Source organism: Pelagibacterium luteolum (assembly GCF_900100665.1).
GTDB lineage: Bacteria > Pseudomonadota > Alphaproteobacteria > Rhizobiales > Devosiaceae > Pelagibacterium > Pelagibacterium luteolum.
Genome location: NZ_FNCS01000007.1, coordinates 59,640 through 73,913, shown reverse-complemented (window position 1 = coordinate 73,913; position 14,274 = coordinate 59,640). Strand labels below are relative to the sequence as shown.

General features: G+C 62.3%; 16 protein-coding genes. 7 read left to right on the top strand and 9 right to left on the bottom strand.

Going from position 1 to position 14,274, the window contains the following annotated elements; genetic code table 11:
* The first annotated feature begins 120 nt into the window (after positions 1-120).
* The 3 genes from BLR31_RS12645 (at position 121) to BLR31_RS12635 (ending at position 3,030) form a co-directional block, all read left to right on the top strand.
* Complete coding sequence (locus BLR31_RS12645; RefSeq protein WP_090596924.1) at positions 121-546, top strand: hypothetical protein; 426 nt, start codon at positions 121-123, stop codon at positions 544-546.
* A 439-nt stretch (positions 547-985) separates the two neighbouring features.
* A complete protein-coding gene (locus tag BLR31_RS12640) occupies positions 986-1,552 on the top strand; it encodes a hypothetical protein (RefSeq protein WP_090596922.1) in 567 nt (188 codons plus the stop codon).
* 137 nt (positions 1,553-1,689) lie between these two features.
* A complete protein-coding gene (locus BLR31_RS12635; RefSeq protein ID WP_090596920.1) occupies positions 1,690-3,030 on the top strand; it encodes an MFS transporter in 1,341 nt (446 codons plus the stop codon).
* Positions 3,031-3,130: 100 nt separating this feature from the next.
* On the opposite strand, the gene BLR31_RS12630 is transcribed toward BLR31_RS12635, so the two are convergent.
* From BLR31_RS12630 to BLR31_RS12620, 3 genes are all read right to left on the bottom strand, one after another.
* The gene (locus tag BLR31_RS12630) at positions 3,131-4,057 is read right to left on the bottom strand and encodes a dihydrodipicolinate synthase family protein (RefSeq protein ID WP_090596918.1); all 927 of its coding nucleotides are present in this window, start codon (positions 4,055-4,057) and stop codon (positions 3,131-3,133) included.
* A gap of 2 nt (positions 4,058-4,059) precedes the next feature.
* On the bottom strand, positions 4,060-4,764 hold the full coding sequence (locus BLR31_RS12625; protein WP_090596916.1) for a ribonuclease activity regulator RraA: 705 nt from the start codon (positions 4,762-4,764) through the stop codon (positions 4,060-4,062).
* A gap of 119 nt (positions 4,765-4,883) precedes the next feature.
* A complete protein-coding gene (locus BLR31_RS12620; protein WP_090596914.1) occupies positions 4,884-5,669 on the bottom strand; it encodes an SDR family oxidoreductase in 786 nt (261 codons plus the stop codon).
* Positions 5,670-5,863: 194 nt separating this feature from the next.
* Here BLR31_RS12620 and BLR31_RS12615 point away from each other — a divergent pair, with 194 nt between their 5' ends.
* From BLR31_RS12615 to rsgA, 4 genes are all read left to right on the top strand, one after another.
* A complete protein-coding gene (locus tag BLR31_RS12615) occupies positions 5,864-6,517 on the top strand; it encodes an FMN-dependent NADH-azoreductase (protein WP_090596912.1) in 654 nt (217 codons plus the stop codon).
* A 42-nt stretch (positions 6,518-6,559) separates the two neighbouring features.
* Entirely contained in the window at positions 6,560-7,087 is a 528-nt protein-coding gene (locus tag BLR31_RS12610) for a MarR family winged helix-turn-helix transcriptional regulator (protein WP_090596909.1), read from the top strand.
* A gap of 87 nt (positions 7,088-7,174) precedes the next feature.
* Positions 7,175-7,321, top strand: a complete 147-nt coding sequence (locus BLR31_RS21710; RefSeq protein WP_176762643.1) for a hypothetical protein — start codon at positions 7,175-7,177, stop codon at positions 7,319-7,321.
* 77 nt (positions 7,322-7,398) lie between these two features.
* Positions 7,399-8,367, top strand: coding sequence for a ribosome small subunit-dependent GTPase A (gene rsgA, locus BLR31_RS12605; protein ID WP_090596906.1), 969 nt, complete (start codon positions 7,399-7,401; stop codon positions 8,365-8,367).
* Positions 8,368-8,457: 90 nt separating this feature from the next.
* Here rsgA and BLR31_RS12600 read toward each other — a convergent pair whose 3' ends face one another.
* The 6 genes from BLR31_RS12600 to BLR31_RS12575 all read right to left on the bottom strand — a co-directional run bounded on the left by BLR31_RS12600 (position 8,458) and on the right by BLR31_RS12575 (position 14,157).
* A complete protein-coding gene (locus BLR31_RS12600) occupies positions 8,458-9,024 on the bottom strand; it encodes an AAA family ATPase (RefSeq protein WP_090596901.1) in 567 nt (188 codons plus the stop codon).
* Positions 9,025-9,030: 6 nt separating this feature from the next.
* The gene (locus BLR31_RS12595) at positions 9,031-9,894 is read right to left on the bottom strand and encodes a LysR family transcriptional regulator (RefSeq protein WP_090596899.1); all 864 of its coding nucleotides are present in this window, start codon (positions 9,892-9,894) and stop codon (positions 9,031-9,033) included.
* Positions 9,875-11,110: an L-2-hydroxyglutarate oxidase gene (gene lhgO, locus BLR31_RS12590; RefSeq protein ID WP_090596897.1), complete on the bottom strand. Its 1,236-nt coding sequence runs from the start codon at positions 11,108-11,110 to the stop codon at positions 9,875-9,877. Before lhgO ends, BLR31_RS12595 begins: the two co-directional genes overlap by 20 nt.
* Positions 11,111-11,112: 2 nt before the next feature.
* On the bottom strand, positions 11,113-12,627 hold the full coding sequence (locus BLR31_RS12585; RefSeq protein ID WP_090596895.1) for a tripartite tricarboxylate transporter permease: 1,515 nt from the start codon (positions 12,625-12,627) through the stop codon (positions 11,113-11,115).
* A gap of 15 nt (positions 12,628-12,642) precedes the next feature.
* Entirely contained in the window at positions 12,643-13,110 is a 468-nt protein-coding gene (locus tag BLR31_RS12580) for a tripartite tricarboxylate transporter TctB family protein (protein WP_090596892.1), read from the bottom strand.
* Positions 13,111-13,197: 87 nt separating this feature from the next.
* The gene (locus BLR31_RS12575) at positions 13,198-14,157 is read right to left on the bottom strand and encodes a Bug family tripartite tricarboxylate transporter substrate binding protein (RefSeq protein ID WP_090597048.1); all 960 of its coding nucleotides are present in this window, start codon (positions 14,155-14,157) and stop codon (positions 13,198-13,200) included.
* Positions 14,158-14,274 lie beyond the last annotated feature (117 nt).

Below are 14,274 nucleotides of genomic sequence, written 5' to 3'. Positions count from 1 at the left end.
ATTGCGTTACACCTTCAGCACTATAGCGCCCCGGGAGCGTGAACAAGAATGGCCCGCCTGATTAACTTTCCCGGCAAAGGCGATTCGACGGGAGACGCGGATTTGGCTAGAGCAGTATCCATGTCCAAATCCGCCGCCGGCTCGACCCTTTACCGTCTGATCGAAGCGGGCCATCTGGCCCGACAGGCGCTGCTTGCGCCGCTGGCTGCACGCGGGCTGGAGCCTGGCGATGATGCGGTGCTGTTGGGACTGGCCGCTGCAGGCGGCGCGACGCTTGAAGCGCTGGCGGACTTTACCGGGCTGGGTGCGGATCATTTGAGCGCTCGACTGGCACGGCTCGAAGATCGCGGGCTGTTGCTACGGCTGGCAGTGGGACCGGAAATGGAGCCGGGCGCACGGCTGTCGCAACAGGGTCATCTGATGCGGCAGGCGATCGAAGAGCACTGGAAGCACCTCGAGGATACGCTGGCCGAGGATCTGGGCCACAAGCGCACCAAGCATTTGCGCAAGGGGCTGAAGCGGATCGTGCAGCTGCTGAGCTTTTGACGGGCGGTTTCAATGTGATGGGGCATGCCACGTCCCAATCCCCAACATGTCGTCCCCCCTGAGCAGGGATCCAGTATGCTCCAGGCGTGTTGGGAGCGATGTGGGACTATCTCGACAACCGAGCATACTGGGTCCCGGGTCTTCGCCCGGGATGACGGGGGTGGGTGGAGAAGCGCTCTTTGCCCTCAGACGATTCGGCTGAGATGCGGTTGGCGACACCCCGCCCCACCCCCACGCATCGCCCCGGCCTTGCGCCGGGACCGAGTATGCTCCGGGCGTGTTGGGAGCCGATGCGGGTTATCTCGACCGCTGAGCATACTGGGTCCCGGGTCTTCGCCCGGGATGACCCCGGGGGATCGGGTGAAGGCCGGGACGGTCGCAACCATACGGAGCGATCAAGGTTATGATCATGTTGCCCTTACTGTCCTGGAGCCCTCCCATGATCAAATCTTTTGCCCTTGGCCTGTCCCTCTCGGTTCTGGCGACCGCTGCGTCCGCGCAGATGATTTCGGAATATACCGAATATGACGCGGACGCCGATTGCGCTGTGGTGGCGCGGTCGAGCGGTGAAGGGGATTGGGCGGACTTTGTCTGTGCGGGGTTTGCCAATTATCCGTTTGCCATTTCCTATTCCGATGGGCGCGAGGCGGTGACCTATGGGTTTGCGACCGAGCCCGGCATGCCGACATTCGGGCCGTTCAATTATGCCAATGGCAGGATCGAGTGGCGGGTGCGGCTGGAGGGGCAGACCGAGCGCCCGATGGCGGCGATCCAGCGCTGGTATCTGGCCGACCAGAATGGCGAATGGGCGAACGAAATTCTCGTGGTGTCCCGCGTCGGCCAGCCCAATGCGGGTGGCGCGTGCGTCATGGCCTATGTCGATGCGGCCGAGGCCGGGGGCAATGAGCGGGCGCGGCAGCTTGCCGACCAGATGGTGGGCAACTTTACGTGCGGTGACGCGCCCACAGTGGAAGCAGGCATCGAGGAATTTGTGCCGCCCAGCTGATTTTCTCCTGACACATCCTGTCGGCATCGGCGTCCAACATTCGTCCTAGGGTTGCGGCGGGAAGAGCCCGTCGCGATTCCGATTGCCCGAAATCTCCCGCGGATTTAGGGTGACCCACTCGTCCAGGACGCTGAGCCATGAGCCCGTTTCACCAAATTTTGGGCAACAACCTCGTTGCCAACGTGACCAACTTCACGGTCTGGTTTGCGATAACCTTCTGGATCTTTATCGAGACCCAGTCGGTGTTTGCGACGGGCATGATCGCCGGGGTCTATCTGGTATTTACAGCCGGGTTCGGGTTCTGGTTCGGCTCAATTGTCGACCATAACTCCAAGCGCCTGACCATGGCCGCGTCGAGCGCTGTGTCGTTCGCACTTTATCTCGTGGCGCTGGCCATGGTGCTGCTCGAGCCGGAGGGGAGTTTCGAGAACCCCTATTCGCTCTATCTCTGGGCGTTTGTGCTTGTGGTGATGCTTGGGGTGATCGCGGGCAATATCCGCTCGATTGCCCTGCCCACGCTGGTGACGATCCTGATCCCCGAGGATGTGCGCGACAAGGCGAATGGGCTTGTCGGCATGGTGACGGGCATCGGGTTTTTAACCACATCGGTGATCTCGGGATTTCTGGTGGCGTGGGGCGGCATGTATCTGGTCTTGATACTGGCGCTGGCGACCACGGCGATCGTTTTCCTGCACATGGTCGCGATCAGGGTGGACGAGGGGCGCGTGGTGCCGACCGGGGACGAGCCGCATCTGCCCAAGCGCGTCGATATCGCCGGAACGATCGCGGTGATCGCGGCGGTGCCGGGGCTGTTCGCGCTGATCTTTTTCGCCACGTTCAACAATTTTTTGGGCGGCGTGTTCATGGCACTGCTCGACGCCTATGGGCTGTCGCTGGTGAGCGTGCAGGAGTGGGGGCTGCTTTTCGGCGTGCTCTCGACGGCGTTTATCGCTTCGGGGATCATCATTTCACGCACCGGGCTGGGCAAGAACCCGCTGCGGACCTTGCTGATGGTCAATCTGATCACATGGTCGGTGTGTTGCGTCTTCACCATTCAGCCCTCGATCTGGCTTCTGGCCGGCGGGTGTTTCATCTGGATGCTGCTTGGACCCTACGCCGAGGCGGCCGAGCACACGACGCTGCAAAAGGTGGTGCCGCTGGAGCGGCAGGGGCGCGTGTTCGGCTTTGCGCAATCGATCGAACAGGCCGCCTCGCCGCTGACGGCGTTTCTGATCGGGCCCTATACGCAGTTCGTGGTGATCCCGTTCATGACCGATGGCGCCGGGGCCGAGGCGATCGGCGGGTGGTTCGGCACCGGGCCGGATCGCGGAATCGCGCTGGTGTTTACCGTTGCGGGGCTGATCGGGGTACTGGTGACGGTGCTGGCGTTCAATTCGCGCGCGTATCGGCGGTTGTCGGCATACTATGCCGGGCAACCGGATAGCGTGGAATTGGAAGAGGCGCAGAAGCCGGCTTAAGGGGATGCGCCCTCCGATTGTCATCCCGGCGCAGGGCCGGGATGACGGTGGGGTATGGGAAGCGCCGAGGCAACCCCCGGCGTTAGAGCGCTGCGAAAGCCTAAAGCGCGGCCCGCGGGTCGTGTTTGGCGACACGCGACAGGAGGTAGTCGATCTCGGCGCGGGCCGTTGCCGAGAGGGTGCCGGCGGGCTTGCGCTGGACGTCGGAGGTGATCAGTCCGCGCTTTTGCAGGACGTATTTGCGGGCGGCGAGGCCGACGCCCTGCTGCTGCTCGTAGCGGATCAGGGGGAGATGGGCGTCGAAGAGATCGTGGGCTTCGTCGCGGCGGCCCTCGGCCTGCAGGCGGACGATGTCGGTCAGGGCGTCGGTGAAAGCATAGCCGGTCATGGCGCCGTCGGCGCCGCGCTCCATTTCGAAATCGATGAACAAACCGCCATTACCGCAGAGGATCGAGATGTCGCGCATGTCGCCGGCGGACTGGAATTTGCGCAGGGCGGAGATTTTCTCCAACCCCGGCCAGTCCTCGTGCTTGAGCATGACGCAGGAGGAATGGGCGTTGACGATGTCGCGGATGACGCCGGGGGTCATGACGACGGTCAATGTCAGGGGGTAATCTTGGATGACGAAGGGGATGTCGTCGCCGATCGCTTCGATGGCCGAGGCATAGTAATTCTTGATCTGATCGTCGGTGCGCAGATTGGACGGTGGGGCAATCATGACGCCGGCGGCGCCGAGATCCATCGACTGGCGCGCCAGCGACCGCATGGCGGCAAAGCCGGGGGCAGAGACGCCGACGATGACGGGGAGTTTCGTGCGCCCGACCACCTGTTTGACGATGGCAATCGATTCTGTCGCTTCGAGCTTGGGTGCTTCGCCCATGATGCCCAGGATGGTCATGCCGGTGGACCCGGCCGCGGCGTAAAAATCGGTGAGCCTGTCGATCGATTTGGTGTCGATCGCATAATCGTCGAGAAAGGGCGTCGTCGCGATGACGTAAACGCCCTTGGCAGTGTGGTCGAGCGGCATATTTATTGTCCAGATTTGAAAGCGGCGTAGCGCTTTTTGGTCTCTTCGTTCATGGGATACAAGCCCGGAAGCGGCACGCCGCGATCGACCTCGGTCATGATCCAGGCTTCCATGGCTTCCTGCTCGGGGGCTTCGGCCAGCACCTCTTCGAGTAGCGCCTGGGGGATGACCACGGCACCGTCATCGTCGACGACGATGGTATCGCCCGGAATGACGGCAACGCCACCGCAGCCGATGGTTTCCTGCCAGCCAACGAAGGTAAGCCCGGCAACCGAAGGCGGCGCGGAAATGCCGTTGCACCAGATGGGGAGGTTTGTGGAGTGCACGCCTGCAGCATCGCGCATGACGCCATCGGTGATGAGCGCAGCGACGCCCTTTTTGGCCATGCGGAAGCACAGGATATCGCCAAAGATGCCGGCGTCGGAAACACCCATGGCGTCGGCAACGACAACAGCGCCCTCGGGCATGTCCTCGATGGCGGCGCGGGTGGAGATGGGGGAGCCCCAGCTTGCGGGCGTGGCCAGATCCTCGCGCGCCGGGACGAACCGCAGGGTGAAGGCCGGACCGACGATGCGGGGCATGCCGGACCGGATTGGCTTGGCGTTGCGGATCCAGACGTTACGCAGGCCCTTTTTCAAAAGGACAGTGGTGAGGGTGGCTGTCGAAACGCCTTTGAGCGTTTCGATCGCTTCGGGGGTGAGCGACATTGTGTGTTCCTCAAAAAGGGCCGGCGGGGTTCCGATTCCGTGCCCGGACAGTAATGTTTTAGAGGGCTTCCAGCAAAAGTGGACACCACGTTTGCGGTTCGGAAGCGTGATGAGCGAACCTAGATGCTGGCGATCAATCCGCCATCGACGCGGATGACCGAGCCGGTTAGGTAGGACGCCTTCTGGCTGGCGAGGAAGGCGACGACATCGCCATATTCTTTTGGATCGCCATAACGGCCCACAGCGATGGCGGCGGTGCTTTCGGCCGAGACGTCCTCGACCGACCGGTTTTCGCGTTTGGCCTTTTGTTCGTCCAGAAACGTGATGCGGCCCGTGGCGATGCGGCCGGGGAGGACGATGTTGGCGGTGATGCCGTCGCGGCCGACTTCACGCGCGAGGGTTTTGGACCAGCCGACCAGCGACAGGCGCAGGGCATTGGAAATGCCGAGATTGGGGATGGGCGCGACGACGCCCGACGAGGTCGAGGTGACGATGCGACCCCATTTGCGCTGACGCATGCCGGGCAGGACGGCATCGGTGATGGCGATGACCGAGAGGACCATGGCGCGGAAGAATTTTTCCCAATCCTCGGGCGCCTGGCCGGAGACGGTGGTCGGCGGGGGGCCGCCAGTGTTGTTGACAAGAATATCGATGGGGCCGAGTTCGGCTTCGACGGTCGCGATGTGGCTGGGGATGGCAGCAAGATCGACGAGGTCCCAGACCAGGGCTTTGGCGACGCCGCCCTGCCCGTTGATCGCATCGACCGTCGCCTTGGCGGCATCGGCATCGATATCGGCCACCGCAACTTTGGCGCCTTCGGCGGCCAGCGCCCGGGCAATCGCCCCGCCCAATCCACCGCCCGCACCGAACACCAGCGCCGTCTTGCCCGAAATTCCCAGATCCATCGCGTCACTCCTCTTTACACGCCATCATGCCGCGCGCGGAGCAAAAGAAAACTAGCGGACGGGTTGATTGAGAGGAAAGAAAAACTTGGGATTTGGCGGTCGTCGTTCCTAATGCGGCTCGCCTCAAACCGTCTTGACTCCATATCGTATATAAAATAGATGATCTATATTCTAGACGATATGAAAGATAGACGATGACTAAAATTCTCCGGATAGATGCCAGCATTCGTGCAGATGGTTCGGTCACACGCTCGGTTGCCGACACGCTGCAGCGTGAACTCGTAGAGCGGCTGGGCGATGCAACGGTCGCGACGCGTGAAATCGGAATGACGCCGCTGCCCGCATCGGCGTGGGCCGGCGCTGTCTTTGGACCCCACACGCCAGCAGAACAGCGGACACCAGAGCAACAGGAAGGGATCGCGCTCGCGACCGCGTTGGCCGATGAACTACTCGCAGCCGACGCCTATGTCTTTGCGCTGCCCTTTTACAATTTTGGCGTCTCGCAGCATTTCAAGGCTTATGTCGATATTTTGCTCACCGAACCGCGGTTTGCGCCCGGCCAGCCCCAGCTCATCGCGGGCCGACCCGCTCAACTCATCATCGCGCGGGGCGGCGGTTATGGTCCAGGGACGCCGCGCCATGGCTGGGATCATGGAACGGCATGGTACCAGCGGGTTCTCACCGACATACTCGGGCTCGACGTTGAAACCACCGAGGTCGAGCTGACGCTGGCGGATGTGACCCCGGCCATGGAGAGCCTGCGCGAAATGGCTGCCGAGAACCTGGCGCAGGGACACGTAAGGGCCAAACAAAATGCAGGACGTCTCGCCGAGCGACTTGAAGTCTAGGCGCTGCTCGACTTACGCCTCGGCGATGTCTAAATTGTCGCCATGAGCAACGCTGCACAGACCCCAGTTCAGTCTCCGTCGCTGGCCAATCTTGGCTGGGCGCTGGCCACATTGTTGCGTGAGTATCAAAAACAAGTCGAGGCGGCCCTTGCAGGGCTGCCCGGCGGTGGGCGCGCTTTTCTCGTGATGTCGCTGGTGCAAAGGGAAACCTGTCAGAGCCAGATTGCCATTGCCGAGCGTATCGGACTCGACAAGACCACTTTGACCTACCTGCTGGATGGCCTCGAGAAAGAGGATCTGATCCGGCGCGTTACCGACCCCAACGATCGCCGCAGCCGCCATATCAACCTAACGCCCAACGGCATAACGGCGCTGGCTGGCTTTTCCAAAGCAGTAGAACAGGTCGAACACAGCATCCTCGCCCGGCTGGGTGAAGGCGAGGCAGCACAGTTCAGAGCATTTTTGAGCAAGGCTGCCGGGCTGGAAGGCGCAAGCGCGGAGTCAATTGCAGATCAGGATGACAGCGCCCACATTTGCCGAACCGTTATTGCCACTGACGAGACGTGCTGAGCCGCGCCTTTGGCGGCGAAGCCACCGCCCGCTTGCATTGCTGCCACAAAAGGCGGAGGTACTGGGGCTAACCAGAAAGGTGGTTCCATGCCGCAAAAACCCAATTACGATTTTGAGCGCAAAGAGCGTGAACGTCTAAAGGCGCTCAAAAAGGCGGCGCGGGCCGATGCCAAGACAAAACCAGTCGAGGACCGGCCCGATGGCGACACGCCCGGGCTGGCGGAGCGGGATTAGGCGAGAATGATGCAACATGCGCTGGGTGAGCGGTTTGTGATGACCAAGATGGCGGTTTTTGCGTGAGCGCGAGGGCTATGGGCTTTGATCGCGCGCTCGAAAGCCTCGGGTGGTCGTCGTTTTTTGACGATCAGGTCGAGAGTGACGACGCCGAGCTAGTGCCGGCGCGGATCGATGCGGTGCATCGGGGGCGGATGTCGGGGTTGACGACGGGCGGCAAGGTTCGGATCGGGTTTGAGGGGCGGACCGATACGGGGGGATATGCCGTTGGCGACTGGGTGCTGATCGAGGCGGGCAGCGGGATCTTCAGGCGACTTTTGGATCGCAAGAGTCTTTTGCAGCGCGCTTCGGACGGCAAATGGCCGACGCAATTGGTGGCGGCCAATGTCGATACGCTGTTTATCGTCGCCGCGTGCAATGCCGATTTCAGTCCGCCGCGGATCGAACGTTATCTGGCGCTGGCCAATGAGGCCGGGACCGACCCCGTGATTGTTCTGACCAAGGCCGATACCGCCGAGAACGCCGCCGAGATGGGGCGGCAGGCAGAGGCGCTGCAGCGCGAACTGCCCGTGCTTGTGCTCAATGGACGTACGCGGGCGGCGACGGAAGCGCTGATGCCATGGTGTGGCGCGGGCGCGACGGTGGCGCTGGTCGGATCGTCAGGGGTCGGGAAATCGACGCTGGTCAATGGGTTGATCGGCGAGGGCGCCGGCGCGCGTCAGGAGACCGGCGACATGGCGGCGGGCGAGGCCAAGGGGCGGCACGTCACCACCTCGCGATCGCTTCACAAGATTGCCGGTGGCGGCTGGGTGATCGATACGCCGGGCATGCGCAGCGTTTACGTCAAGGATATCGGCCAGGGCATCGATACGCTGTTTGCCGAGATTACCGAGCTTGCGCCCGAGTGCAAGTTTCGCAACTGCACCCATGACCACGAACCGGGCTGCGCTGTGCGGGCCGCGGTGAAAGCCGGGACGATCGATGCGGATCGGTTGGAGCGCTGGCGGAAATTGCAAGCCGAGAGCGCGCCCAAGGCGCGGTGGTAAAGCGCGCGCTGTAGGGCCCACGCACCTCGCGCGGAGTTGCTGGCCTCGGCACGGGCCAGAGTGCGGTGAGGGCTGCGGATGCGGCAACACCTATGCGCGAGCGTCGATCCTCTGGAGCGCGGCGGCGAGGCGGGCGACCCGCGTAGAGCGGGAGCCGGTAATTGCGATGATCGGCGGGCCGTCGGCCAGAAGTCCGAGATCGTCGGTCTGCATGATGGCTTTGAGCCGCCGATCCACGTTTTTGCGCAGCGCCTTGTATTCGATTTTCGTTGCAATCTCGTCTGGAACGAGGAGAGGAACGAAGGCGATGAGATCGAGCGCGGCAATCGCCTTGCCGATGGACGCGAGCAGGCGTCCATCGGGTAGCCATTCAAAGCCTTCACTGGCACTAACGACATCGAGATAGGCCAGAAAGTCGAGCGGGCAGCGGTCGAAGATCACGTCGGGGCTGGTGGCGGAATTGAGGATCAATTTGCAGCTTTCGCCCAATTGCTGTTCGAGGTCGGCGATGTCGGGGCCATCGGCGAAAGGCATTCCAGACTGGGCCAGCAGCCAATAGGGTTCTGGAACGCTTTGATAGGCCGAATGGACCGAGGCGAAATCATCGATCAAGGTGGACTTGCCGCAACCATGGGTTCCCGTCACCGCGATGCGCATGGTGCCCTAGTCCTGCCCGATGGCCGCTATGACGGTTTCGATCAGGCGACCGGCCGGGGCGCTTTGGGGCCAGAGCATGCCGATGGCGCGTTCGGGGCGGGGTTTGGGGATGTCGAGGCGAACGAGGGCTTCCGCTTCCGGCCACGGGCTTGACCAATCGGGGACGAGCGAGACGCCAAGGCCGGTGCGGACCATGACGGCTATGGCATCGATGGAATCGAGTTCGTAGCGTTCATTGGGGGTGATGGCGTGGTCGCGCAGATATTGGTCGGGCAGCCGCCCGCCCCAATTGTTGCGATCATAGCGGATGAAGGGCTCGGTGCGCAGCAGGTCGAGCGGGTCGGTCTGCGCTTGATCGGGGCGGCAGAGGACGACAAGGGGTTCGCGGCGCAGGGTTGTCCAGCGCAGCGATTTGGCGATCTCGAACGGCGGTTCGACAAGCAGCGCTGCGTCGATTTTGCCGTCGAGGAGCGCGCGGTAGAGATCGTTCGAGGTGCCGGGGAGGAGGAAGGCATTGAGCTCGGGCGCGGTGGTCGAGAGCGTATGCAGCGCCTTGGGCAATATGCCGGTCAGCGCCGTCGAAATGGCGCCGAGGCGGATATCGCCGGCCACCTTGTCGAGCTGGGCGAGGCTGGAGAGCGAGCGGACTTCAACGAGAATGTCGCGAGCCCGATCGAGGATGGCGTAGCCGGCCTGGGTGGGTTTGACGCGGCGGCCAGCGCGGATCAGAAGCGGCGCGCCGACCTCGTCTTCGAGCGCCTGCATGCGCTGGGCGACGGCCACCGGGGTGACGCCGAGACGACGCGACGCCTCGGCGAGCGAACCGAGCTCGGCAACCAGAACGAATGTCTCAAGAAACCGCGTTTCCATGTGTCTGCTTTATCCCCTGCCCTGTCGCTCCGGCCAGCCGGTCGACGATCATTTTGGCGATCGGCATTGCGGAGGTCGCGGCGGGCGAAGGCGCGTTGCAAACATGGAGCATCCGGTCCGATTGCAGAAACAGAAAATCATGGACCAACGTGCCGTCGTCGAGGATCGCTTGCGCGCGAATGCCGGCGCCGGGCTCGCCCAGATCGTCGATTGTAAGGCTGGGGCAGTATTTGCGGCATTCTTCGAGATAGTGGCGTTTGAGGATCGAATTGCGGAACTCGGTGATGCCCGATTTGAGATTCTTGCGCGCCATTTTCCAAAAGCCGGGATGGGAGACGAGCGAGGCGACATCGGAAAGATCGGTGCTACCTTTTGTGTAGCCCTCGCGGGAAAAGCCGAGAACCGCGTTGGGACCGACGGTGACGCGGCCATCAATCATGCGGGTAAGATGAATGCCGAGGAACGGCAGTTCGGGGTCGGGGATCGGGTAGATCAGATGCTTGACGACCTGCGATTTTTCGCGCGGCAGGGTGTAATATTCGCCCCGGAAGGGGACGATCTTGTGATGGACGTCGAGGCCGGCGAGGCGCGCGAGGCGGTCCGATTGCAGGCCGGCGCAGGCGACGAGTTTTGACGCGGTGACCGATTGGCCGTCAGCGGTTTTGACGGTGACCCCGGTGCCGGTTTCGGTGATGGCGGAGACCTTTGCGCCAAAGCGGATCTCGCCGCCCATGGCTTTAAGCTGTTCGGCCATGGCGACGCAGATCTTGCGATAATCGACGATTCCCGTGGCGTGGACGAGCAGCGCGCCGACGCCGGCGATATTGGGCTCGATCTCGCGCAGCCGCGCTTGTGAGATGGTCTCGAAGGCGATGTCGTTGTCCCGTGCCCGGGTTTCGAGCGCCGTCATGCGCTCGGCTTCGAGCGGATTGGTGGCGACGAGAAGCTTGCCGCAGGTTTCGAACGGGATGTTGTTTTCGGTGCAGAAGGCCTTGGTGGCATCGGCCCCGGCGCGGCAGAGCTGAGCCTTGAGCGAGCCGGGCTGATAGTAGATGCCTGCGTGGATGACGCCGGAATTGTGCCCCGTCTGGTGCAGGGCCACGGCGTCTTCCTTTTCAAGGACGATCACCCTGGCGCCCGCTTCGCGCCGTGCCAGTTCGAGTGCGGTGGCAAGGCCAACGATGCCACCGCCGATGACTGCGTATTGATAGTCCATGGCTAACCGGAATTTGAGACTTCGAGGAGAGCGTTCGATTTCTTGCCCATCATGTTGCGGATGATCGGCCAGGCGATGACCAATATGGTCAGGATGAACAGGGCCAGCGCAATGGGTCTTTCGATGAACACCATGAGATCGCCCTGCGACTGGATCATGGTGCGGCGGATGTTGCGCTCCAGCATCGGACCGAGGATGAGGCCGAGCACCAGTGGCACTGGTGGGTAATCGAGCTTGAGGAGGACAAGGCCGATGACCCCGGCGGCGAGCGCGATCATCAACCCGCTCATCGAATAATCGATCGCGAAAACGCCAAAGGCGATGATGGCGAAGACGATCGGGTAGAGAATGGCCGTGGCGATAAAGAGGATCGAGGCCAAAAAGGGCGTCAGCAGCAGGGTCAGGAACACCAGCATCAGATTGCCGATCCAGAAGCTGCCAAACACCGCCCAGATGAAATCGCCATTGTTGATGAAAAGAAGCGGGCCGGGTTGCAGCCCGAGCATCAAAAGGCCCGCCATCATGACAGCGGTGGTCGCCGAGCCGGGAATGCCGAGGGTAAAGAGCGGGATCATCGACGCATAGGACGCGCTGTTATTGGCCGCTTCCGGGGCCGCGATACCCTGGATGTGACCGGTGCCGTATTTCTCGGGCGTTTTCGACATACGCTTGGAGGTGGCATAGGCCATCATCGTCGCGGCCGTGGCCCCGATGCCGGGAAGCACGCCGACGAAAAATCCGGTGATCGACCCCTGCAAGAGATCGAAACGCGAGGAGACGGCATCCTTTATGCGGGGGAACAGGCTGGAGAACTTGAACTTCTGCAGGCCCGAGGTGGCGGTTTCGTTAAGGCTCAGGAACATGGCGGTGAGGCCGAACAGGCCCACGGCAACGACGGAGAAATCCACCCCGTCGAACAGATCCATCGATCCCCAGGTAAAGCGAATGGGACCGGCGATGGGATCGAGACCGATCATGCCGACCCAAAAACCAAGGGCCAGAGCGACGAAGCCCTTTATGGCATTGCGTCCGCCGAGTACCGAGACCAGGGACAGCGCGAAAATCATGAGCGCTGTCATCTCGGTGGGGCCGAACGCCAGCGCGGCGCTGGCAATGGGGACCGAGAGGGTGACGAGGCCGATCAGGCCGATCAAGCCGCCGATAAATGATGCGAAAACGCTCATGCCAAGCGCTCGGCCCGCTTCGCCGTTCTTGGCCATGGGATAGCCGTCCATCACGGTCATGACCGATGGCGGATCGCCGGGAATGCCGAGCAGGATCGAGGTGACGGCGCCACCGAACATCGAGCCGTAATAGATGCCGGCAAGGCAAGCGAGCGCGGGCACGCCACCTAGGCTGATGGCGACGGGCAGCATGATAGCGACACCGGCAGAGGGGCCGAGGCCCGGCAAGGCGCCGATGAGCAGACCGATGATGACGCCGAACAGCGTGGCCAGCAGCGTGGTCGGCTCTGCTGCCTGTGCAATGCCCTCAAAGAGCAGTGAAAAGACTTCCATTATAAGCTCCCTCGCCTAAAGGCCGAATGGGCCGGTGGGGACCGGTATGCGCAGCCAGACCCCGAAGGCCAGGCGCAGGAAAAGCGGAAAGAGGATGGCGACGGGGATGAGCCTGAGCAAAAAGCCCGGCGCCAGCGAGGGACGGATGATGAAACCGGCCGCCAGCATGAAGGCGATGACCGAGAGCGTCAGCCCCAGAAACGGCGTGAGGAAAATGACCGCCGCGATGGCGAGGCTGATCAAGACGATCTTGGCAATGTCATCTTTGGCGACACCGCCTGAAAGGCGTTCCTTGCCGGCCACGGCGCGGTAGAGGTTAAAGGCGCTCAAGACCGAGATGGCGCCGCCGATCAGGACGGGAAAGAACCCGGCACCCGGCGTCGTGCCGTTCATATAGCCGTAATCGAAGCCCGACCAGACGATGTAAAAGCCGAACAGGACCAGAAACAAAGCAAAGATCTGATCGACGCGCGTTATGGACATGGTGCTCCTCCTCCCGTGACACACCCCGCCGTATGGCAGGCAGAATGGCCGGGCACGCAAAACCGCGCCCGGCCAATAGATTCAAGGTCAGATCAGACCCTGTTCTTCCATGATCGCGCGATAGCGGTCATTGGTCTGTTCGATGAGGGCGGCGAACTCTTCGGAGTTCAGATAGGCCGGGGAGTCGTAATAGGTCTCGATATACTGCTCGCGCCATTCGTCGCTGGTCGCGACCTCTTCGAGAATGCCTTCCCAATAGTCGACGACCTCTTCACTGACCCCACCGGGCATGACGAGACCGCGCAACTGCACGTGCTCGATATCGTGACCGAGTTCAGTAAAGGTCGGAACGTCGGGGAAAGCCTCAACACGCTCGGCCGAACTGACGGCCAGCGGACGCAGTGTGCCCGCTTCGGTCTGGGCCAAAAGCTCGCTGGGGTTCATAAAGACGATATCGACGTGACCGCCGAGGATGGCGGCCAGCGCTTCGCCTTCGCCATCGAACGGCACGGCGTCGATCTGGACGCCGGCGGAGTCGGTGAGCATGTCGGCCAGAAGGGCGGCGTCGGAAACGACACCCACGGTGGCGGTTGTCAGGCGATCGACTTCGGCAAGATCATCGACGCTTTCATAGGGCGAGGATGTCGGTACGGCGAGAACGTAGGGCGAGTACGAAATCGCCGCGAGCGGAGTGAAGTCCTCATAGCTGACGGGCGACGCGCCAAGCAGCGGTGTGGTGAAAAAGCTGACCGACACGGTTGCGATCAGATGGTCGTTGCCCTGCTGCTGGCCGACATAGCCATAGCCCACGGCGCCCGATCCGCCGGGACGGTTTTCGGGCAGGATCTGGACGGGCAGCAGTTCTTTTTCGCCGATGACCGAGGCGATGGTGCGGGCCAGCACGTCGCTGCCGCCCCCGACGCCGAACGGGATGATCATTTCGATGTCGCGCGAAGGATAGTCTTGCGCAAAGATCGGGGCGGTCGTGGCACCGAGTGCGAGCAGGCTAGCGCCCAGAACGGCACCGGATTTGGCAAAGCGTTTCATAGGTGTTTCCTCCATAGCTGGGACCACCGGCATGGTGTGTCCCGTTCCTCCGAGGTCCCGGTTTTTTTGTGTGCCGGAACCCTTGTGGCCCGCATGCGGGCCCGGGCATGGCGGCCT

Coding starts and splice junctions, on each gene's coding strand:
- BLR31_RS12585 (WP_090596895.1), bottom strand. CDS start 12,627: ATGGAAGTCTTTTCACTGCTCTTTGAGGGCATTGCACAGGCAGCAGAG.
- BLR31_RS12630 (WP_090596918.1), bottom strand. CDS start 4,057: ATGCCGCTCGACCACACTGCCAAGGGCGTTTACGTCATCGCGACGACG.
- BLR31_RS12575 (WP_090597048.1), bottom strand. CDS start 14,157: ATGAAACGCTTTGCCAAATCCGGTGCCGTTCTGGGCGCTAGCCTGCTC.
- rsgA (WP_090596906.1), top strand. CDS start 7,399: ATGGGCTTTGATCGCGCGCTCGAAAGCCTCGGGTGGTCGTCGTTTTTT.
- BLR31_RS12595 (WP_090596899.1), bottom strand. CDS start 9,894: ATGGAAACGCGGTTTCTTGAGACATTCGTTCTGGTTGCCGAGCTCGGT.
- BLR31_RS12610 (WP_090596909.1), top strand. CDS start 6,560: ATGAGCAACGCTGCACAGACCCCAGTTCAGTCTCCGTCGCTGGCCAAT.
- BLR31_RS21710 (WP_176762643.1), top strand. CDS start 7,175: ATGCCGCAAAAACCCAATTACGATTTTGAGCGCAAAGAGCGTGAACGT.
- BLR31_RS12635 (WP_090596920.1), top strand. CDS start 1,690: ATGAGCCCGTTTCACCAAATTTTGGGCAACAACCTCGTTGCCAACGTG.
- BLR31_RS12620 (WP_090596914.1), bottom strand. CDS start 5,669: ATGGATCTGGGAATTTCGGGCAAGACGGCGCTGGTGTTCGGTGCGGGC.
- BLR31_RS12645 (WP_090596924.1), top strand. CDS start 121: ATGTCCAAATCCGCCGCCGGCTCGACCCTTTACCGTCTGATCGAAGCG.
- BLR31_RS12615 (WP_090596912.1), top strand. CDS start 5,864: ATGACTAAAATTCTCCGGATAGATGCCAGCATTCGTGCAGATGGTTCG.
- BLR31_RS12625 (WP_090596916.1), bottom strand. CDS start 4,764: ATGTCGCTCACCCCCGAAGCGATCGAAACGCTCAAAGGCGTTTCGACA.
- BLR31_RS12640 (WP_090596922.1), top strand. CDS start 986: ATGATCAAATCTTTTGCCCTTGGCCTGTCCCTCTCGGTTCTGGCGACC.
- lhgO (WP_090596897.1), bottom strand. CDS start 11,110: ATGGACTATCAATACGCAGTCATCGGCGGTGGCATCGTTGGCCTTGCC.
- BLR31_RS12600 (WP_090596901.1), bottom strand. CDS start 9,024: ATGCGCATCGCGGTGACGGGAACCCATGGTTGCGGCAAGTCCACCTTG.
- BLR31_RS12580 (WP_090596892.1), bottom strand. CDS start 13,110: ATGTCCATAACGCGCGTCGATCAGATCTTTGCTTTGTTTCTGGTCCTG.